This is a genomic window from Arthrobacter sp. BI5, from assembly GCF_056680065.1.
The window spans coordinates 2931541-2949947 of sequence record NZ_CM155264.1; the positions used below are offsets into that span (position 1 = coordinate 2931541).

Sequence of the window (18407 nt, forward strand, 5' to 3'; positions counted from 1 at the left end):
AGCACTACACAATCGGCCGGCCCTCTGGCTGATGCCCATGGGCCCTGCAAATGAACATCTGACCGAGTCTAGAAGGCAGTGCCGGGCAGATCTTTCTCGCCGTTGACAATCGCGGTGATAATCCGCGCTGCAACCATGTCCGGATCCAGCCCCGCTCCGAATCGCGGCGCTGACCCGGCGATCGGATGCTTGGACAGCGCGGTGCCGGTGTGGCCTGGGCGGGCGTCCACGATTCGGATGCCCGCGCGGCGATACTCACGCGCCGCTGCGACAACAAAGGCCGCGAGCCCAGCCTTCGACGCCGAGTATGCCGCCAGACCGGCGACGGGTGCCTCGGCGACAACACCGCTCAGTGTGACCACGAAGGGCTCCCGGCCCTCACGTGCCGAGGCCGCGAGGTAGGGCTGGCTCTGGGTAATGAGCTGGATCGAACTGGTCGTGTTCACAGCAAAGAGTTCGTCCACCGTGGCCGGTTCAAGGTCTGATGCGGCGCCGAAGGCGACGACCCCGGATGCAACCACTAGCCCGTCGAGACGTCCGTACTGCGCATTCGTGTCATCCAGCACCTTCTGGATCACGGAGCGTATGCGCAGATCATGCCCACCAGACTTTGACGATCGGACGACGACGGCCCCGTTGCTCTCCAGCTGAGCGGCGATGCGCGAACCGAGTCCGCCGGTGGCGCCGACTACCAGAACAACTGCACCCTGAAGAGTCGTCATGGGTAGATCCTAGGCCACGTGCTGCAGGTAGCCCAGCGCGGGTCGGATTCCTGCGCACTCTTGGGAACCGCCATTGGCGGCCATCCGAGACACCGGCTATTGCACACTCGGCACCCAGAACCCACCGAGGCTCCCACCGCGCCAACGGAGACGGCCCCAGATGCGGAAGCATCTGGGGCCGTCTCAAAATTCTGTGGGCTAACCGTTAAACCGGAACTCAACCACGTTCCGTCTCGGAATAACGTGTTGGCACTCGCCCGCCGAACGCCGTCATGGTCACCTCTAACGTCGGCCCGTTGCTGCTGAACCTCTGTCAACCGATCATGTAAGCAAATCCGCGCCCGTTCGAGGCCGCCGCGCGGACGAAATCTTTCGCTCTATCAAGGAAAGCGGCGGCATAGGCCACCTCGGACTCCAGCGACTGGCCGGACGAGCGGGACCCGCCCAGGACGGCGTTGATGTCGTGGTCGTCGATCGCCTCAAGGTCCCGGGCAATCAGTGCGACCTCGTGCGGCGGAAGTGCGCGCACCCACGGCTGCCAGGTGAAACCATCGTCGGCATGTGTCACATGCCCTTCGAACATCCGGTAGGAAGCTCTGGCTGCAGAACCCGACGAGCGCGGAGCAGTGAGCCGCTGCAAATACGGCCATGCTTTGTCGAGGTAGAGGAGGTCACGCTCCGGGAGAGATTGCCGGAGGTCTGTGACGCCCTGAACAAAGCCAGGCTCAAGGCCGAACGCATCCGCGAGCGGGTCGGGGCCGATCATGGTGCGTGGATCAGCAAGTGCTTTCCCGGCCTGATCACTGTCAAATGCGTAGGCGTAGTATCGGATTCCCATGGGACCAATACTGAACGGACAGCAGGCTGTGCGGATCAGAATCCTGCCGTATGTGGACGACTTGCGGATCCGGACCGACGGCCGTCAGACCTCCACTTCTGATCTCCCTTCGCTTGGGGTCAAAGTCCTTCCCTGGCGTCCCAGCGAGCGGCCAATCTGCCGAAGGCCGGCATCATAGGCCGCTTCCCACGTCCAGCCAGCCGCTGGCGCCCCGGCAAGTTCCAGTGACACCATCCCGTGGACTTGGCCCCACACCACGCCGACCATCGAGGCGATCTCATCCTCCGGCGCTCCTGGCATCGCTGCGGCAACTGCGGCGAACAGCGGCCCTATTGCTGGTTCAGCGGCTCCCGGTGTCGGCCGGCAGGGTACTTGGCTGGCCAGCGAACCACTGAACATCAGGCCGTAGAGAACCGGATGCTCCAGGGCCCAGGCTCGGTAGGCCAGCCCCAATGCTTCGACCCCGCCATCGGCTGCGTCCTGCTGGGAGGCAGCAAAGGACGCGAAGCCGTCGTCGAGCACGGCACTCAGCAGTTCCGCTTTCCCCCCGAAGAGTGAATACACCGCCGTCGTCGACGTCCCCGCGGAAGCGGCAAGGCCGCGCAGCGATACGACGGCGGCGCCGTCGCGGGCGATCAGGGAGGCTGCGGCGTCGAGCAGCCTGCGGCGCAGGTTTTCGTCGTGGACTACGGGTCTTGCCATACAGCAAGTATTCCATAACACTGTTCTGTAACACTGTTATGAAAGGAAAAGAAATGGCTGACCAAGTTCACACAGGGCGTTTCACTGCCGCTCCCGGAGGACCGGTGACAGTCTTCCTGATTGGGATGCGCGCGAACCGCTGGTGGAAATTCGGGAAGGTGGCACAGGTGGGGGCGTCCATGCCCAAGATGCTTGCCTACCTGGCCAAGACGCCGGATGCAGGGTTGCTGGGCTACCAGCAATGGTTCGGCCGGACCACCATCATGGTCACCTACTGGAAGAGCCCGGAGCATCTGCAGCGGTTCGCGGCGGACCGGTCCGCGCCGCACCTTGAGCCCTGGCGCCGGTTCATGCGCGAATCAGCTGGCACTGGCGACGTCGGGGTGTGGCACGAGACCTACGAGACGATCCCGGGTGGCAGGGAAAGCATGTACAGCGACATGCCGGTCTTCGGGCTGGCATCAGCTACCGGCCACGTCCCGGTCGGAGCAGGACTCAACACCGCACGCCAGCGTCTGGAGGCAGACAAGGCAAGCCGGCGTTTGCCCGAATGAGACGTCTAGATTGCAGTTCTCACTGTGAAAGGTCCCCGGCCAATAGTGAAGGCAGAGCCCGTTCATTGGAGTCATCGCCGTGATTCTCCGCCACGGACGGCGAACCGGCACGCTTCCGGCGAACCCGGCGCAGGCCCGGGCACGGGTGCTCCGTATCGCGCTCCGGATAGCGCTCCGCTGATATACTCCCGAGCGCGACAGCTGTGGCCGAACAGTGCCGCACCGAGCCGTCCGTCGCGGCGGCGAAGCCGCGTCCGGCATCCGCAGCCCTTCCATGGCAGCCAGCAGGCTTCACCACCGTGCGGACGGGCCGCAGCTCTCCCGAAACAAATCCAAAGTTCCGACAAGGAGAATAAACGAAATGCCGACTTTCAACAGCCCCGAAACAGGACCCGTTGTCGCCCATTTCGAAACACCGCGCCTTCACGCCCGCCCATTCCATCCGGCAGATGCAGAAGCCTTTGCCGCCTATCGCGCCCAGCCCCAGGTCGAGCGGTACCAAAGCTGGAGCAATTACACCCTTGAACAAGGTCGCACCCTCATCAACTCGATGCAAAACATCCAGCCCGGCATACCGGGAGAGTGGTACCAGTTCGCCCTCGAAAGACGTGCCGACGGCATTCTCATCGGCGATGTTGCATTAAAGGTGAACGACACTGAAAAGAGCGAGGCGGAATTGGGATTTACGCTAGCGCCCGAGCACCAGGGGCACGGGTATGGCCGTGAGGCGGTTCTGGGGCTCCTCGGCTACGCCTTCGAGCAGTTGCATCTCCACCGCATACTAGCTGTCACCGACGCGCTCAACGATTCTGCGGCCCGGCTTCTTGACAGGGTGGGAATGCGGAGGGAAGCCCACTTCCACGAAAACGTCTTTTTCAAAGGTACGTGGGGAAGTGAGTTCGTCTTCGGAATACTGGACCGGGAGTGGACTGCAGGTCCACGGAGCGTACCGGATCTGCCTCCGACGGACTCGGGCCATAAGGAAACGACCGAGATGGCCCCCTCCCCGGTCGGTATCAAGGGGTTAGCTGTGAAATGACTCGTGAGCGCTGGCAAGGGAAAGACCCGCATCGCCTCGCGTTGGAGTCGCAGGTCATTGGGTATCCGAGGAAAAAGCCCGAAATTTCCTATGCACCGGGACTCCGTCCGAAGGTTTTTGATGCTACGACTATCAATTCTGTTAGAAGAAATGCCGCCCTCGTACGTTTTCACGGAGGGCGGCATTTCTACTGATTCAGGCGAAGAATCTACACATTGAATCTAAATTCAACCACGTCGCCGTCGGCCATAACGTATTCCTTGCCTTCGATCCGGACCTTGCCGCGGGCCTTCGCCTCGGCCATGGAACCGGCCTCGATCAGGTCGTCGAAGGAGACGACTTCGGCCTTGATGAAGCCTCGCTGGAAGTCGGAGTGGATGACACCGGCAGCCTGGGGAGCCGTGTCGCCCTGGTGGATGGTCCAGGCGCGGGTCTCTTTGGGGCCGGCGGTCAGGTAGGTCTGCAGGCCCAGCGTGTGGAAGCCGACGCGGGCCAGCTGGTCCAGGCCGGACTCGTCCTGGCCGTTCATTTCCAGCATTTCGCGGGCTTCTTCCTCGTCCAGTTCGACGAGGTCTGATTCCAGCTTGGCGTCGAGGAAGATGCAGTCGGCCGGGGCCACCAGGGCGCGCAGCTCTTCCTGCTTCTCCGGGCTGCCCAGGATGCCCTCGTCCGCGTTGAAGACGTAGATGAAGGGCTTAGCCGTGAGCAGGCCGAGTTCCTTGAGGTGTTCCATTTCCAGCTTGTCGCTCTTGATCGAGGAGAAGATGGTGTCGCCGCGCTCCAGCACCGCCTGGGCAGCCTTGACGGCGGCCAGCTCGGCGGCTTCGCGCTTCTTGATCTTGACTTCTTTTTCGATCCGCGGGACGGCCTTCTCGATGGTCTGGAGGTCGGCCAGGATCAACTCGGTGTTGATGGTCTCCATGTCCGAGCGGGGATCGACCCTGCCGTCGACGTGGATGACGTCGGGGTCATCGAACACGCGGACGACCTGGGCGATCGCCTCGGCCTCCCGGATGTTCGCGAGGAACTGGTTGCCTAGGCCCTCACCCTCGGAGGCGCCCTTGACGATGCCGGCGATGTCCACAAAGGACACGGCAGCCGGGAGCAGGCGTGCGGAGCCGAAGATGGCGGCCAGCTTCTCGAGCCGCGGGTCCGGCAGGTTCACGACGCCGACGTTGGGCTCGATCGTGGCGAACGGGTAGTTCGCCGCGAGCACCTGGTTGCGGGTCAGTGCGTTGAAAAGGGTTGATTTGCCGACGTTGGGCAGTCCGACGATGCCAATAGTAAGAGCCACGAGTATTGATTCTACCGGTAAACGCCTCCTCCCCCTGCGGCGGCGGGGCGCCGTTCGCCGTCGGCGTTGCCCCGGGCGGCCGGCGCTCGCGGATCAGGCGTCCCGTGCGTCCCTGGCAAAAAGTGTCAGGGCTGCGTGCCAGAGTGAAGGCATGGACGCTTTCGCACTCATTCTTGCCCTGCTGATGCTGCTCATCGGAGCCGTGGCCGGCGCCGCTTTCACCTTCGTGGTGTCCCGGCGCCGCAGCGCCGCCCTCGAACACGACTTCGACGGCATCTCCGCCCGGCTCTCCGAGGTCAGTGCCCAGTTCGCCGCCGCCGACGCCGAACGCCGCCTGCTCGCGGCGCAGAACCGGGAGCTGGGCGACGCGCGGACGCAGGACGGCAGCGTGCTCCGCGCGCTGGCACCCGTGGCCGAGAAGCTCACCGCCGTCCAGCAACAGGTCTCGCTGCTGGAGCGGGACCGGCTGGAACAGTACGGCCAGCTCGCCCAGCAGCTGCAGGAGGCCCGGCTCTCGGACGAGCAGCTGCTGCGGTCAACGCACGCGCTGGAGTCGGCCCTGCGGTCCAACAGCGCGCGCGGCCAGTGGGGCGAAGTCCAGCTGCGCCGCGTGGTGGAAGCGGCCGGGATGCTCCGGCACGTCGACTTCCACGAGCAGCTGCACAGTTCAGGCTCGGGGTCCGAGGCCACCGTCCGGCCCGACCTCGTGGTTCAGCTCCCGGGCGACAAGCAGCTCGTGGTGGATGCCAAGGTGCCGCTGACGGCCTACCTGGAGGCGCAGGAACTCGGCTCGCCCGCCGGCGGCCGGGCCCCCGGAGCGGGAACACTCAACGGCCAGCAGTCGCTGCTGGCAGCCCATGCCAAGGCGCTGAAGGCCCACGTGGATGCCCTGAGCAACAAGAAGTACTGGGACATCCCCGGCAACGCTCCGGAACTGGTGGTGTGTTTCCTGCCCGCGGAGTCGATCCTGGCCGCCGCCCTCACGGCAGATCCGGCGCTGCTGGACTATGCGCTGTCCAGGAACGTCGTCCTCGCCTCGCCCGGGACGCTGTTGGCGGTGCTCAAATCCGTGGCGTTCACCTGGCGGCAGGACGTGTTGACGGACAGCGCGCGGGAGCTTTTCGAGCTGGCGCAGCAGCTTTATGAACGGATGGGCACCCTGGGCGACAACGTCTCCAAGCTGGGCTCATCGCTGAAGACGTCGGTGGACCGTTACAACTCGTTGGTCGGCACGCTGGAAGCCAGGGTGCTGCCCACCGCGCGGAAGCTTAACGCCATGGACGGCGCGGGCCTGGCGACGCCGGTCACCGTCGAGGCGACGCCGCGCTCCGTGGCAGCCCCGGAACTGCAACAGGCAATCGGTTCCGCGGAAGCTGCCGCGGGACAGCCCGGTGACCGCGGGGAGTCGGAAGAATCCGCCGCCTAGGGCGGTGTGGCCGGGAGCTTAGGACTTTTCCGCGGAACGGGCGCTGCGGCCGCCGAGGGCGCGGGAGACGTCCCCGGCCTGCTTGAGCGTGGCCCGCAGCTCCTTCGGCAGCGAGAACAGCAGGTCCTCCTCCGCCGTGACGACTTCCTCGACGGCACCGTAGCCGTAGTCGGCCAGCAGCCGGAGCACGTCCTTGACGAGCACCTCCGGCACGGAAGCCCCCGAGGTCACGCCGACCGTGGCCACGCCCTCGAACCATGACTCGTCCACCTCGTTGGCGAAGTCGACCCGGTAGGAGGCCTTCGCGCCGTACTCCAGCGCCACTTCCACCAGGCGCACCGAGTTCGAGGAGTTCGCGGATCCAACCACGATCACGAGGTCGGCCTGCGGCGAGATCTTCTTGATGGCCACCTGCCGGTTGGTGGTGGCGTAGCAGATGTCGTCGCTGGGCGGATCCTGCAGGGTGGGGAAACGCTCCTTCAGGAGGCGGACCGTTTCCATGGTCTCGTCCACGCTGAGGGTGGTCTGCGAGAGCCAGATGACTTTCTCCGGGTCGCGGACGGTGACTTTGTCCACCTCGTGCGGGCCGTTGATGATCTGGATGTGCTCGGGCGCCTCACCGGCCGTCCCTTCGACTTCCTCGTGGCCGTCGTGGCCGATCAGCAGGATGTCGAAGTCGTCCTTAGCGAAGCGGACCGCCTCTTTGTGCACCTTGGTCACCAGCGGGCAGGTGGCGTCAATGGTCCGCAGGCCTCGGTCCTCCGCGGACTGCACGACCGCCGGCGAAACACCGTGCGCCGAGAAGATCACCAGGGCGCCCTCGGGGACCTCATCGGTTTCGTCGACGAAAATCGCACCCTTTTCCTCCAGGGAGCTGACCACGTGGACGTTGTGCACGATCTGCTTGCGGACGTAGACGGGCGGGCCGTAGTGCTCAAGGGCTTTTTCCACCGCGATCACGGCACGGTCGACGCCGGCGCAGTAGCCGCGGGGGGCCGCCAGCAGCACCTTTTTGGGCCCGGTTACCGGTGCCGCCGCCAGCACGTCTTCCGGCGTTCGCCGCCGGCGCGGAACGGAGGGCATCGGTATGGAGACAGCGGTGGTGGTCATGCCCCAATGCTACCGGTGTTCGCTAATACCGGTTTCGTGCCGCGGTCCGGCGGGCACCGGCCACCCGGAGCACCAGCCCCGAAACCAGGAGCAGCACCCCTGCCACGAGTGCCGCGACAATCCACTGCCCGAAGCCCGCGGTGGAGGCCGTCACGAACTCCCGCTTGAAGATTTCCGCCACGTCGTTCCCGCTGCCGGCGCCCTGGAGAATCGTTCCCGCGGTATCTGCACCCAGTTTCCACACCCCTGCCAGGATGAGGGCACCGACGCCGATTCCAGCCAGGACCGTCCACTTACGCCGGGCGGCGACCAAAGCGAGAAGGAAGGCGATGGCCGAGCCCACGGCGACGGCGGAGCCCATCGGTGCGTAGGCGGAGACACGTTCGATCAGCTGCCGCTGGTCGGACTGGCCGATGGCGATCCGCACCTCCGCCGGGGCCTTCAACGGCACAGGCGAGGCCTCCGAGATCCGTTTGACCACCAGCCCCACCAGCGGGGCGACGTCGAGGGTCAGGGAGGTGGTGCCGTTCGCGTCCGCCGGAAGGGTGCGGGGGTCGGCGAAGCTCAGCCGGTGGCTCTTGCGCAGCGTCTCCGCCCAGGCATCTGAATACCCGGGCATCGACGTCAGTGACTGGGCGGCGTCCTGCAGGATCGGCTTGACCACAGCAGCCAGCGCGTCGGGGATCTGCTGGTCGCCAAAGGCGATGCCGTTCACAGCAGCCGTGGCCAGCCGCCGCTGGAAGGCGGGGTCCTTGCCGAGCGGTGCGGAGAGGGCCACGAATCCGTCCTCCTGGACGATATTCCGGTCCACCCACATGGCCGGGACGGCTACAGCCGCCATGGCAAGGCCGATCAGCACGGCAACGGCCGAGACAAAAGTGCGCACGAAAGTCTCCTAGGAGGGTTGGGAGTAGAGCCATCCTACGGTGGGGTAACGGCGAACCCGAAAGCAGCGGCCCAAAACGTCCGGGCCCGCTGATAGAGCTATGGATAGAGTTGAAGCAGACCCGTATCCACCAAAGGACTTCTCCCCACATGCACCAGCACCAGGCACTCCCCGCCGGCGGCCACCGGCATGGCTGAAGACACCGCCGCCACCAGCACCCTGCCGGCTACCGCGGCAGACACCAGCCCGGACAACCCCTGGCCGCTACAGCTGCTCTCGCAGAAGCTCAAGATGCATATCGACCGCGCACCCTCGGCCTGGATCGAGGGCCAGGTGATCGAACTCAACCGCCGCGGCACCAACGCCTACCTCACGCTGCGGGACGTTGACGCGGAGATCTCACTGCCCGCGTCCGTCTGGACCAACGTCCTGGACCGGCAGGCCACCCCGCTGGAGCGCGGCTCCCGGGTCGTGGCGCTGATCAAGGCCGAATTCTGGCTGAAGACGGGCCGGCTGAACATGTCGGTCAAAGACATTCGGCCGGTGGGGCTCGGTGACCTGCTGGCCAGAATTGAGCGGCTGCGCCAGGCCCTTGCCGCGGAGGGGCTCTTCGCTGACTCCCGCAAGAGACGCCTGCCCCTGCTCCCCCACCGGATCGGCCTGATCACCGGACGCGACTCGGATGCGAAGAAGGACGTCCTGCGCAACGCGGCATTGCGCTGGCCCGCCGTCGAATTCGAAATCCGCGAGGTCGCCGTGCAGGGCAACACCGCCGTGGCCCAGGTCATCGGCGCCCTGCAGGAACTGGACACCCGTCCGGACGTGGACGTAATTGTGATCGCCCGCGGCGGCGGCGCCCTGGAAGACCTCCTCCCGTTCAGCAGTGAAGACCTCATCCGTGCGGTCGCCGCCGCGGCGACGCCGGTCGTCAGCGCGATCGGCCATGAGGCGGACCGGCCCATCCTCGACGACGTCGCAGACCTGCGCGCCTCGACGCCCACCGACGCGGCCAAGCGGATAGTGCCCGACGTGGTGGAGGAACTGGCCCGGGTCCGGCAGGCCCGCGACCAGCTGCGCCGCGGGGCCACCCGCCTCGTCGAGCGGGAAACGGACCGGCTCGCCTCGCTCCGCTCCCGCCCGGTGCTGGCGGCGCCGGAGGGCATGGTCACCGCACGGCACGACGACGTCGAACGGCTCAAGGGCCGCTCGCACGCCGCGATTAACACCGCCGTCATGCGGGCCGCCGACCAGTTGGTCCACCTCAAGGCCCAGGTGCGCGCCCTGTCGCCGCAGAAAACGCTGGACCGCGGCTACGCCGTCGTCCAGCTCGACGACGGCAACACCGTTCCGGGAACCCGCCACGAGGTGGTGCGGCACCCGGACCAGGTGCCTGCCGGCACAGCGCTGGCCGTCCGGGTGGCCGGCGGCAGGTTCACGGCACAGTCCACCGGCGGCCAGGAGACCGCCGGGGCCTGACCCTCCCCGGCAGTCCCGGCCACTCCCCACTTCCCCGGACCGCAGCGGCGGCCACCAACAGCGGTTTTAATACCGCACTCATCCAAGGAGCAATCAGCATGGCAGCAGAAAACGCGGCAGCCCCCGCGCCGAACACCGACATTGACGGACTCAGCTACGAGGAAGCCCGCGAACAGCTCGTGGGTGTGGTGGGCAGGCTTGAAGCCGGCGGCGCCAGCCTCGAGGAGTCCCTCGCCCTCTGGGAACGCGGCGAAGCCCTCGCCAAGCGCTGCGAGCAGTGGCTCGAAGGAGCCCGCAAGCGCCTTGCCGCGGCCCGGGACCAGGCCGGCCAGGACAGCTGAGCTAAACCGGCCGGCTAGGAGCGCCGCACCAGCTCGCGCTCCATGTCCACATCAAGCTCCGGGACGGGCCACTCCAGCGCCAGTGACTCCAGGGCGTCCAGCAGCAGCTGCTGGACCGCGATCCGGGCGTACCATTTTTTGTTCGCCGGGACCACATGCCAGGGCGCGTGCTCGGAGCTGGTCTGTTCAAAAGCGGTCTGGTAAGCGTCCATGTAGTCTTCCCAGAAGGCCCGCTCCTTGAGGTCGTTGCTGCTGTACTTCCAGCGTTTTTCCGGGTCGTCCAGCCGGGCGAGCAGCCGTTCCTGCTGCTCGTCGCGGCTGATGTGCAGCATGACCTTGACGACCTTCGTTCCGGCGGCCGTCTGTCGGGCCTCGAATTCGTTGATGGCACGGTAGCGGCGGTCCAGTTCCTCGGCGTCCGCCCACCGGTGCACCCGGTGGATCAGGACGTCCTCATAGTGGGAACGGTCGAAGACCCCCACCATTCCGGCCGCGGGCACTTCCTTCTCGATCCGCCAGAGGAAGTCGTAGGACTGTTCCTCGGGCGTGGGCGCCTTGAACGACTTCAGCTGTACGCCCTGCGGGTTCATCTGTCCCATGACGTGGTTGACGATCCCGCCCTTGCCCGCGGTGTCCATCGCCTGCAGGACCAGCAGGACGCGCTTCTTGCCGCCGGTCCTGGACTCCGCAAAGAGCTGCTCCTGCAGTCGCGTGAGCTTGCCGTCGAGCTCGCTGAGCAGCGTCTCGCCGGCAGCCTTGTCACCGGCGTAACCCGGCGTCGAGCCCGGGTCGAGGTCGCGGAGACTGAACTTCTTCCCTGCCCGCAGGGTCTCGGAGGGGTGTTTGTCGAAGTCCACGACGTCTGCCATGACAGCCTCTTTCCGGTTCGGGCAGCCTGCCGGCGTGCCGTTCGACCCGCGGCGCTGCTGTCCCGAATCCTAGTTGCCCTGGTACCGGCTCAGGAAGTCCGCCATGCGGTTGATTGCTTCCTCCAGGTCCTTGACGTTCGGGAGGGTCACCATGCGGAAGTGGTCCGGCCGGACCCAGTTGAACGCGCGGCCGTGGGAGACCAGGATTTTCTGCTGGCGCAGCAGGTCCAGGACGAACTTCTCGTCGTCGCGGATGTGGTAAACCTCGGGGTCCAGGCGCGGGAACAGGTACATGGCGCCGCGGGCCTGCTGGGTGCTGACGCCAGGGATCGCGTTCAGCATGTCGTAGGCCTTGTTCCGCTGTTCCAACAGGCGGCCGCCGGGGAGGATCAGGTCATTGATGCTCTGATAACCGCCCAGTGCCGTCTGGATGGCATGCTGCGCCGGCACGTTGGCGCACAGCCGCATGTTGGCGAGCAGGTTGATGCCTTCAAGGTAGTCCGCGGCGTCTTTCTTCGGACCCGAGATGGCCATCCAGCCGGCCCGGTAGCCGCAGACCCGGTAGGCCTTGGAGAGCCCGCTGAAGGTCAGGCACAGCACGTCGTCGCCGGTGAGGCTGGCCATATTCACGTGGACGGCGTCCTCGTACAGGATCTTCTCGTAGATCTCGTCGGCGAACAGCACCAGGCCGTGCTTTTCGGCCAGCGCCACGATCTTCTTGAGCGTTTCCTCCGGGTACACGGCGCCGGTGGGATTGTTGGGGTTGATCACCACGATGCCCTTGGTCCGCGGCGTAATTTTCGCTTCGAGGTCGTCCAGGTCGGGCTGCCAGCCGGATTCCTCGTCGCAGAGGTAATGCACCGGCTTCCCGCTGGCCAGGGCCACCGACGCCGTCCAGAGCGGGTAGTCCGGGGTGGGGATGAGGACCTCGTCTCCGTCGTCCAGCAGGGCCATCAGCGACATGGTGATGAGCTCGCTGACGCCGTTGCCCAGGTAGATGTCGTCGACGTGGATGTTCTGGATCCCGCGCGTCTGGTAATACTGCGAGACGGCGGTGCGGGCGGAGAAAATACCCCGCGAATCGCTGTAGCCCTGGGCGTGCGGCAGGTGGCGGATCATGTCCACCAGGATGGCGTCCGGCGCTTCAAACCCGAAGGGGGCCGGGTTTCCGATGTTCAGTTTGAGGATCCGGTGACCCTCTGCCTCCATCTGCTGGGCGGCCTGAAGAATCGGTCCACGGATGTCGTAGAGGACATTATTAAGCTTGGTGGACTGCTTGAATTCTGCCATTCATCAAATATGCCATATGGCGGATGTACTTCCCCTGAGACTTGTCTCACAGCGGAAGTCCGCGTCATACGGCCGCCCGCCGGGCCGGCCGGGCCGCCGCAGGATGGAACGGCGACAGAACGGCGGCGGCTGCCGGCCCGGGAAAACCCGGGCCGGCAGCCGCCGTCGAACAATCAAGGCCTCTGGTTTATTTGACCAGGCCCTTTTCCTTGAGCCACGCTGCCGCGGCATCCTTCGGGTTCTGCTTCTCGCTGCCGCCGACCGCACGGTTGAGGTTGATGAGGTCCTCGGTGGTGAGCAGCTTGGAGACGGCGTTGAGCGCCTCTTTCGCCTTGTCGGTCATTTTGGCCTTGTTGTACAACGGCAGGACCTGCTGGGCGATGAAGTTGTTCTTCGGGTCTTCCAGCACCACCAGGTCGTTGTCCGCGATGGCCGGGGTGGTGGTGTAGATGTCCGCCACCTGGACCTGGTCCGAGAGCAGGGCCTTGACCGTGACCGGTCCGCCGCCGTCGCTGAACGGTTCCAGCTTCTTGGGCTCGCAGTTGTAGTTCTTCTTCAGGCCCGGCAGGCCGTAGGCACGCTCGGCGAACGTCGCCGGCGCGCCGACCACGATCTCGCTGCAGACCTTGGCCAGGTCCTCGATGGACTTCAGCTTGTACTTCTCCGCGGTTGCCTTGGTGACCACCATGGCATCCTTGTCCTCGGCCTTGGCAGCGTCCAACACGGCGAGGCCCTCGGGAAGCTTGCCCGGCAATGCCTTGGCGATGTCGTCGGCGGAGATCTCGGTGGCGTCCTTGTTGACGTGCAACAGCAGGTTTCCGCTGTAGTCCGGGATCACGTCGACCGAGCCGTCCTGCACGGCCTTGAAGTAAACCTCACGGGAACCGATGTTCGGCTTGGTGGTCGCCGTGACGCCGGCGCCGTTGAGCGCCCCGGCGTACAGTTCGGCGATGATCTGGCTCTCGGTGAAGTCGGCGGAGCCGATCACGAGCGCCCCGCCGGCTCCGCCGGAGGAACCGCCGCTGGCGGGTGCCGAGGACAGGGGGTTGGACGAGCCTCCGCACGCGGACAGGGCCAGGGCCAGGCCGACGCCGGCGGCCAGGCCGCCGAATGCGCGCCTGCCGAGTGCTCGTTGGCGGATTTCCTTCATGACGTACCTCCTTGGACAACAGTCTCCGCGGTCGCGGGGTCTGTGAGATCAACCGCGGCCTGCTGGCCCCGGTTTGGTTTGCGGGCGGCTCCCCGGGTCAGGAAGAGCCGCTGGAACAGGACGAGGACCAGGTCGACGGCGATGGCGAGCCCGGCGATGAGCAGCGAGCCGCCGAGCATCTGGGGGAAGTCGGAGAGCACCAGGCCGTCAAAAAGATAGCGGCCCAGGCCGCCCAGGTTGATGTACGCGACGACCGAGACAGTGGCGATCACCTGCAGGACGCCGGTGCGGAACCCGCCGAACATGACTGTCAGGGCATTCGGGAATTCGGCGCGGAAGAGCACCTGGAGTTCGGTCATGCCCATGGCCCGGGCGGCATCCACGACGTTGCGGTCGACGCTGGAGATTCCGGCGTAGGTTCCGGCCAGCAGCGGCGGCACGGTGAGGATCACCAGCGCCCAGACCGGCGGCATTAGCCCGATACCGGCCAGCAGGACGAAGAGCGTCAGCAGGCCCAGGGTCGGCAGGGCACGCAGCGCACCGGCGAGGGCCACGACGGCCACACGGCCGCGTCCGGTGTGCCCGACATAGAGGCCGATGGGGACGGCGATGGCCGTCGCAATCAGCATCACGAGGCCGGTGTACTGCAGGTGCTCGGCAAGGCGGACCGGGATGCCCGTGCTGCCGGCCCAGTTCTCCGGATCCGCGAGCCAGGCGAAGGTGTCGGTAACGACGTTGCTCATGCCTGTGCCACCGCCGTTGAATCGGAGGATTGCCGGGCGGCCGGTTCGCCGGACGCCCCCGCAGCGGCCCGGGTCCAGGGTGTCAGCAGCCGTTCAAGCAGGACAAGGACCGCGTCCATCAGCAGTGCCAGCACCAGGATGGCCACGATGCCCACCAGCACTTCGGTGACGAAATCGCGCTGGAGTCCGGCGGTGAAGAGCATGCCGAGGTTGCCGATGCCGAGCAGGGCGGCGACGCTGACCAGCGAGATGTTGCTGACCGAGACGACGCGGAGCCCGGCGAACAGCACCGGCAGGGACAGCGGCAGGTCGATCTGCAGGAACCGGGCCAGGGGCTTGAAGCCCATGGCGACGGCGGCCTGCTGGAGGTCCTCGTCCACCGAGTCAAACGCGTCCAGGGCGGCGCGGACCAGGAGCGCAACCGCGTAGATGGTCAACGCCACCACGACGTTGGCGGGGTCCAGGATCCTGGTTCCAAGGATCGTGGGCAGGATGATGAAGAGCGCCAGCGACGGGATGGTGTAAAGCAGCGAGGATGCGGTCAGGACGACGGCGCGCAGGGTCCGGTTCCGCCTGGCCAGCTGGGCCAGCGGGATGGAGATCAGCAGCCCGAAGACCATCGGCAGGATCGCCAGGACCAGGTGCTGGCCGGCCAGGCCAAAGACGTACCCGCTGTTGGCCAGGAACCATTCCATCAGCGCACGCCCTGCCGGGCCCGGCGGTCCGCTTCGATGACGGCGAGCACCTCTTCGGCCGTGATCACACCGGCCACGCGACCGTCGGCGTCGACGGCGACGCCGAGTCCGGACGGGGAGGACAGGGCCGCGTCCAGCGCACGGCGCAGGGTTTCGCCCTTGCGGAAGAGCGAACCGCCCGGGACGGTCGCGGGGCCTGCGCCGGGCGCGCTCCAGCCCAGCGGACGCCGGTCGGCGTCGACCACAAGCTGCCACTCGCCCGCCCCGGGGCCCGCGCTCGGATCGAGTTCGCCGGTCCGGACGGTGTTCGCCGGATGGATCGTCACACCGTCCGAGGGGCTGAAGGCCAGGTGCCGGAAGCCGCGGTCGCGGCCCACAAAGGAGGCGACGAAGTCATTCGCGGGGGCGCGCAGGATCTCTTCCGGCGTCGCGTACTGCGCCAGCTTCCCGCCGCCGACGAAAACTGCCACCTTGTCCCCCAGCACCGTGGCCTCATCGATGTCGTGGGTGACAAACACGATGGTTTTGGCCAGGTCGCGCTGCAGGCGGAGCAGTTCCTTCTGGAGTTCGTCCCGCACCACGGGGTCCACGGCGCTGAAGGGTTCATCCATCAGCAGGACGGGCGGGTCCGCGGCGAGGGCCCGCGCCACGCCCACGCGCTGCTGCTGGCCACCGGAAAGCTGCGAGGGATAGCGCCGGCCGAGCCCGGAGGCGAGGCCGACGACGTCGAGCAGCTCTTGCGCGCGCTTGCGGGACGCGGCCTTGGACACGCCGTTCAGCCGCGGGACGGTGGCGATGTTGTCCAGCACGGAGCGGTGCGGCATCAGCCCGGAGGACTGCATGACGTAGCCCATGGACCGGCGCAGCTGCGCGGCCGGGACAGAGGTGACATCCTGCCCGTCCACGGTGATGGTGCCCGAGGTCGGCTCGACCATACGGTTGATCATCCGCAGCGAGGTGGTTTTGCCGCAGCCCGACGGTCCGACGAAGACCGTGATGGCGCCCTTGTCGATGGACATGCTCAGATCGTCGACGGCGGCCTGGCCGCCCTGGTACTGCTTGGTGACGCTCTGGAACTCGATCATGGCCTCTGCCATTCCGGGCTTACCTAACTGTTGGCGGCAACATGGGACGGTCCAGCCAACTGATCATATGCATGCTGATTTTTGGCTGTAAAGCGGGTATGACCCAGCGTAGCTGCCACCCCCGACCATCCCGGAGCACCGCATCGAAGAATCGGGCCCGGGAATGGCAGCGGCGCCGGGGCCACCCTGGGGCATTCGGCACGGCAGCGCTTTTGGATGGGTGCCGGATTCGCGGCCGGTCCCGCCCGGCCCCAGGAGCGGGACCGGCCGGCGTCACCGCGCCTTGCCCTTGCCGTTTCGCTTGCCGTTCCCCTTCGGGGGCGGCTCGTTCCTGAGCCGCTCGGCCGCCCGCTGGCTCCGGCTGGCCACCGCCACCTTCTGGTGCCACTCCCGCTGGTACGCCCGCCGGGCGGCAGCGTCATGGCGCCGGGCCAGGGCCGCCAGTTCGCGCTGCATCTTGAGGTAGCTCGCCCAGCGGCGTTCATCCAGCGAACCCTCGGCGAGCGCGGCCTGCACCGCGCAGCCTGGTTCCCGGCTGTGCGCGCAGTCGGCAAACCGGCACCGGGTGAAGAGCTCCTCAAGGTCGCCGAACACCTCGTCCATACCGTCGTCAGCATCGAACAATCCGAAGCCGCGGACCCCGGGTGTGTCCATCAGCACCGAGCCGCCGGGCAACGGAACCAGCTCACGGGATGTCGTGGTGTGCCGGCCCTTGCCGTCACCGGCCCGGACCGCACCGGTCTCCTGGGCCTCAAACCCGACGAGGGCGTTGATCAGGGTGGATTTGCCGGCACCGGAGGGACCCAGCAGCACGATCGTCCCGCCCGGCGGGAGGTGCCCCAGCAGCTCGTCGAGGCCGTCGCCCTGCTCGGCGGAGGTGGTGACCACGTCAACACCGGCGGCCTGCACGATGACCTGCCCGACGACGTCGTCTGCCACCGCGGCGAGGTCCGCCTTGGTGATGACCACCAGCGGAGTAGCGCCGGAATCCCAGGCCGCGACGAGCGTCCGTTCCAGCCTGTTGTGCGTCAGCGGCCGGTCCACCGGCACCACCACGCCGACGATGTCCATGTTGGCGCCGAGTACCTGCGCGTCGGATGACGCGTCAAAGGCGCGCTTGCGGCTCAGCTCCGACCGGCGCGGCAGCACGCCCAGAATGGCGGGTTCGCCGACCGGGTTGCTGCCGATCCAGACCCAGTCTCCGGTAGCCGGAACGGGCCCGGTCCGCGGATAGGGCAGATGCGCCTGGCCGTCGGCACCGGCTACCAGCACGAGGTTGCGGTCCACGCGGACCACCCGTCCGGCGCTGGTGCCGCCGGGCACGGGATGGGTGAAGAAAAGTTCCGACACGGAGTCGGTAAAACCGAAACGGGCCGGCCCCAGGAGGCCGGTATGTTGACTGCGCTGAAGATTCAATGGAAGCCCTTTGCTGGGCCCCGGCTGCGCATTGCCCGCTGCGGCCACTGGGGCCGGTCAGCTGTAAGGGGTCAGGAGATGCGGAGAGCCGGGGCAGGAATAATGATGTGGCGTGAAGTTGTGCGCTGCGCGCGCAAGACCGTTGCATTCATTGCTTCCACCTCCCGGGTTGTTTGGCTCACCGCTGGCTCTTCGGGCGGCCGTTCGGGCCGCGGTTTTTCTAGGGTAACCGCCCGCGGCCCGGCTGGCTAGGGATTCGTCAGGGGAGCTTGCCGTCCAGCGGCCGCTCGCGGTGGAGCCGGAGCGCGGCGTCCACGAGCGACACCCGGTTCAGGCCCGCCACCTCGGCCAGGGGGATCCAGGCCGCGTGTGTGGTGCTGCCGCCCACCTCGTGCCGCAGTTCACCGCCGGTGATGCTCGCTTCGTAAACCAGCCGCAGGGACTGGAAATCCCGCTGGCCGCCGTCGAGCCGGGTCTCGGCGGGCCAGTGCCCGACGTCGATGCCGAGCATCGCGCCGATCTCCGCGTGGTAACCGGTCTCCTCATAGATCTCCCGGCGGCACCCGTCCACCGGGTGCTCGGCGAGGTCCAGGCCGCCGCCCGGCAGCGTCCAGCCCTCGCGTCCGCCCTGCTTCCAGTACGCCAGCAGCAAGTGGTCATCGCGGATAATAAGCCCGTAAGCGGCCGGGCGGGTGTCGAATGGCAGCGTCATTGATCCAGCGTAACGGCGCAGCATCAGCCCTGCCGGATCGCCCGGTTCGGCCCTAGAGT

At 66.6% G+C, this 18407-nt stretch carries 19 protein-coding genes; 5 read left to right on the top strand and 14 right to left on the bottom strand.

The window, feature by feature from the left end; translation table 11 throughout:
- Window positions 1–68 precede the first annotated feature (68 nt).
- The 3 genes from AC1MED_RS13450 to AC1MED_RS13460 all read right to left on the bottom strand — a co-directional run bounded on the left by AC1MED_RS13450 (window position 69) and on the right by AC1MED_RS13460 (window position 2262).
- The gene (locus tag AC1MED_RS13450; protein WP_479783761.1) at window positions 69–722 is read right to left on the bottom strand and encodes an SDR family NAD(P)-dependent oxidoreductase; all 654 of its coding nucleotides are present in this window, start codon (window positions 720–722) and stop codon (window positions 69–71) included.
- Between the two features lie 313 nt (window positions 723–1035).
- Window positions 1036–1560, bottom strand: coding sequence for a hypothetical protein (locus AC1MED_RS13455; RefSeq protein WP_479783762.1), 525 nt, complete (start codon window positions 1558–1560; stop codon window positions 1036–1038).
- An 84-nt stretch (window positions 1561–1644) separates the two neighbouring features.
- The gene (locus tag AC1MED_RS13460; protein ID WP_479783763.1) at window positions 1645–2262 is read right to left on the bottom strand and encodes a TetR/AcrR family transcriptional regulator; all 618 of its coding nucleotides are present in this window, start codon (window positions 2260–2262) and stop codon (window positions 1645–1647) included.
- A gap of 53 nt (window positions 2263–2315) precedes the next feature.
- On the opposite strand from AC1MED_RS13460, the gene AC1MED_RS13465 reads away from it, so the two are divergent.
- Both AC1MED_RS13465 and AC1MED_RS13470 read left to right on the top strand, forming a co-directional pair.
- Complete coding sequence (locus AC1MED_RS13465) at window positions 2316–2816, top strand: DUF4188 domain-containing protein (protein WP_479783764.1); 501 nt, start codon at window positions 2316–2318, stop codon at window positions 2814–2816.
- A 361-nt stretch (window positions 2817–3177) separates the two neighbouring features.
- Entirely contained in the window at window positions 3178–3855 is a 678-nt protein-coding gene (locus AC1MED_RS13470; protein ID WP_479783765.1) for a GNAT family N-acetyltransferase, read from the top strand.
- Window positions 3856–4063: 208 nt separating this feature from the next.
- Here the strand turns inward: AC1MED_RS13470 and ychF are convergent, their stop codons facing one another.
- Window positions 4064–5149: a redox-regulated ATPase YchF gene (gene ychF / locus AC1MED_RS13475; protein ID WP_479783766.1), complete on the bottom strand. Its 1086-nt coding sequence runs from the start codon at window positions 5147–5149 to the stop codon at window positions 4064–4066.
- A gap of 151 nt (window positions 5150–5300) precedes the next feature.
- Here ychF and AC1MED_RS13480 point away from each other — a divergent pair, with 151 nt between their 5' ends.
- Window positions 5301–6575, top strand: a complete 1275-nt coding sequence (locus tag AC1MED_RS13480) for a DNA recombination protein RmuC (protein ID WP_479783767.1) — start codon at window positions 5301–5303, stop codon at window positions 6573–6575.
- 18 nt (window positions 6576–6593) lie between these two features.
- On the opposite strand, the gene AC1MED_RS13485 is transcribed toward AC1MED_RS13480, so the two are convergent.
- Both AC1MED_RS13485 and AC1MED_RS13490 read right to left on the bottom strand, forming a co-directional pair.
- Complete coding sequence (locus tag AC1MED_RS13485) at window positions 6594–7685, bottom strand: 4-hydroxy-3-methylbut-2-enyl diphosphate reductase (protein WP_346960226.1); 1092 nt, start codon at window positions 7683–7685, stop codon at window positions 6594–6596.
- Between the two features lie 22 nt (window positions 7686–7707).
- A complete protein-coding gene (locus tag AC1MED_RS13490; RefSeq protein WP_346960227.1) occupies window positions 7708–8571 on the bottom strand; it encodes a cation diffusion facilitator family transporter in 864 nt (287 codons plus the stop codon).
- 189 nt (window positions 8572–8760) lie between these two features.
- Between AC1MED_RS13490 and xseA the strand changes: the two genes are divergently transcribed.
- Window positions 8761–10047 carry an exodeoxyribonuclease VII large subunit gene (gene xseA, locus AC1MED_RS13495; protein WP_479783768.1) on the top strand — a complete coding sequence of 429 codons (1287 nt, stop codon included), beginning with the start codon at window positions 8761–8763 and terminating at the stop codon, window positions 10045–10047.
- A 98-nt stretch (window positions 10048–10145) separates the two neighbouring features.
- Window positions 10146–10388, top strand: a complete 243-nt coding sequence (locus AC1MED_RS13500) for an exodeoxyribonuclease VII small subunit (protein ID WP_479783769.1) — start codon at window positions 10146–10148, stop codon at window positions 10386–10388.
- 14 nt (window positions 10389–10402) lie between these two features.
- Here the strand turns inward: AC1MED_RS13500 and AC1MED_RS13505 are convergent, their stop codons facing one another.
- From AC1MED_RS13505 to AC1MED_RS13540, 8 genes are all read right to left on the bottom strand, one after another.
- Entirely contained in the window at window positions 10403–11257 is an 855-nt protein-coding gene (locus AC1MED_RS13505) for a polyphosphate kinase 2 family protein (protein ID WP_479783770.1), read from the bottom strand.
- 69 nt (window positions 11258–11326) lie between these two features.
- Complete coding sequence (locus tag AC1MED_RS13510) at window positions 11327–12547, bottom strand: pyridoxal phosphate-dependent aminotransferase (RefSeq protein WP_479783771.1); 1221 nt, start codon at window positions 12545–12547, stop codon at window positions 11327–11329.
- Window positions 12548–12734: 187 nt separating this feature from the next.
- Window positions 12735–13697: an ABC transporter substrate-binding protein gene (locus tag AC1MED_RS13515; protein WP_479783772.1), complete on the bottom strand. Its 963-nt coding sequence runs from the start codon at window positions 13695–13697 to the stop codon at window positions 12735–12737.
- Window positions 13694–14440 carry an ABC transporter permease gene (locus AC1MED_RS13520; protein WP_346960232.1) on the bottom strand — a complete coding sequence of 249 codons (747 nt, stop codon included), beginning with the start codon at window positions 14438–14440 and terminating at the stop codon, window positions 13694–13696. Before AC1MED_RS13520 ends, AC1MED_RS13515 begins: the two co-directional genes overlap by 4 nt.
- Complete coding sequence (locus AC1MED_RS13525; protein ID WP_479783773.1) at window positions 14437–15135, bottom strand: ABC transporter permease; 699 nt, start codon at window positions 15133–15135, stop codon at window positions 14437–14439. Before AC1MED_RS13525 ends, AC1MED_RS13520 begins: the two co-directional genes overlap by 4 nt.
- Window positions 15135–16232: an ABC transporter ATP-binding protein gene (locus AC1MED_RS13530; protein WP_479783774.1), complete on the bottom strand. Its 1098-nt coding sequence runs from the start codon at window positions 16230–16232 to the stop codon at window positions 15135–15137. Before AC1MED_RS13530 ends, AC1MED_RS13525 begins: the two co-directional genes overlap by 1 nt.
- 261 nt (window positions 16233–16493) lie before the next feature.
- Window positions 16494–17636 (bottom strand): ribosome small subunit-dependent GTPase A, encoded by a 1143-nt coding sequence (gene rsgA, locus AC1MED_RS13535; protein ID WP_479783775.1) that lies wholly within the window; start codon window positions 17634–17636, stop codon window positions 16494–16496.
- Window positions 17637–17895: 259 nt separating this feature from the next.
- Window positions 17896–18348, bottom strand: coding sequence for an NUDIX hydrolase (locus AC1MED_RS13540; protein ID WP_479783776.1), 453 nt, complete (start codon window positions 18346–18348; stop codon window positions 17896–17898).
- Window positions 18349–18407 lie beyond the last annotated feature (59 nt).

Excerpts from the sequence above, each read along its gene's own strand:
- AC1MED_RS13460 (WP_479783763.1), bottom strand. The coding sequence starts at position 2,262 with ATGGCAAGACCCGTAGTCCACGACGAAAACCTGCGCCGCAGGCTGCTC.
- xseA (WP_479783768.1), top strand. The coding sequence starts at position 8,761 with ATGGCTGAAGACACCGCCGCCACCAGCACCCTGCCGGCTACCGCGGCA.
- AC1MED_RS13530 (WP_479783774.1), bottom strand. The coding sequence starts at position 16,232 with ATGGCAGAGGCCATGATCGAGTTCCAGAGCGTCACCAAGCAGTACCAG.
- AC1MED_RS13450 (WP_479783761.1), bottom strand. The coding sequence starts at position 722 with ATGACGACTCTTCAGGGTGCAGTTGTTCTGGTAGTCGGCGCCACCGGC.
- AC1MED_RS13510 (WP_479783771.1), bottom strand. The coding sequence starts at position 12,547 with ATGGCAGAATTCAAGCAGTCCACCAAGCTTAATAATGTCCTCTACGAC.
- AC1MED_RS13455 (WP_479783762.1), bottom strand. The coding sequence starts at position 1,560 with ATGGGAATCCGATACTACGCCTACGCATTTGACAGTGATCAGGCCGGG.
- AC1MED_RS13480 (WP_479783767.1), top strand. The coding sequence starts at position 5,301 with ATGGACGCTTTCGCACTCATTCTTGCCCTGCTGATGCTGCTCATCGGA.
- AC1MED_RS13525 (WP_479783773.1), bottom strand. The coding sequence starts at position 15,135 with ATGGAATGGTTCCTGGCCAACAGCGGGTACGTCTTTGGCCTGGCCGGC.
- AC1MED_RS13540 (WP_479783776.1), bottom strand. The coding sequence starts at position 18,348 with ATGACGCTGCCATTCGACACCCGCCCGGCCGCTTACGGGCTTATTATC.
- AC1MED_RS13520 (WP_346960232.1), bottom strand. The coding sequence starts at position 14,440 with ATGAGCAACGTCGTTACCGACACCTTCGCCTGGCTCGCGGATCCGGAG.
- AC1MED_RS13505 (WP_479783770.1), bottom strand. The coding sequence starts at position 11,257 with ATGGCAGACGTCGTGGACTTCGACAAACACCCCTCCGAGACCCTGCGG.
- AC1MED_RS13500 (WP_479783769.1), top strand. The coding sequence starts at position 10,146 with ATGGCAGCAGAAAACGCGGCAGCCCCCGCGCCGAACACCGACATTGAC.
- AC1MED_RS13515 (WP_479783772.1), bottom strand. The coding sequence starts at position 13,697 with ATGAAGGAAATCCGCCAACGAGCACTCGGCAGGCGCGCATTCGGCGGC.
- AC1MED_RS13465 (WP_479783764.1), top strand. The coding sequence starts at position 2,316 with ATGGCTGACCAAGTTCACACAGGGCGTTTCACTGCCGCTCCCGGAGGA.
- AC1MED_RS13485 (WP_346960226.1), bottom strand. The coding sequence starts at position 7,685 with ATGACCACCACCGCTGTCTCCATACCGATGCCCTCCGTTCCGCGCCGG.
- AC1MED_RS13470 (WP_479783765.1), top strand. The coding sequence starts at position 3,178 with ATGCCGACTTTCAACAGCCCCGAAACAGGACCCGTTGTCGCCCATTTC.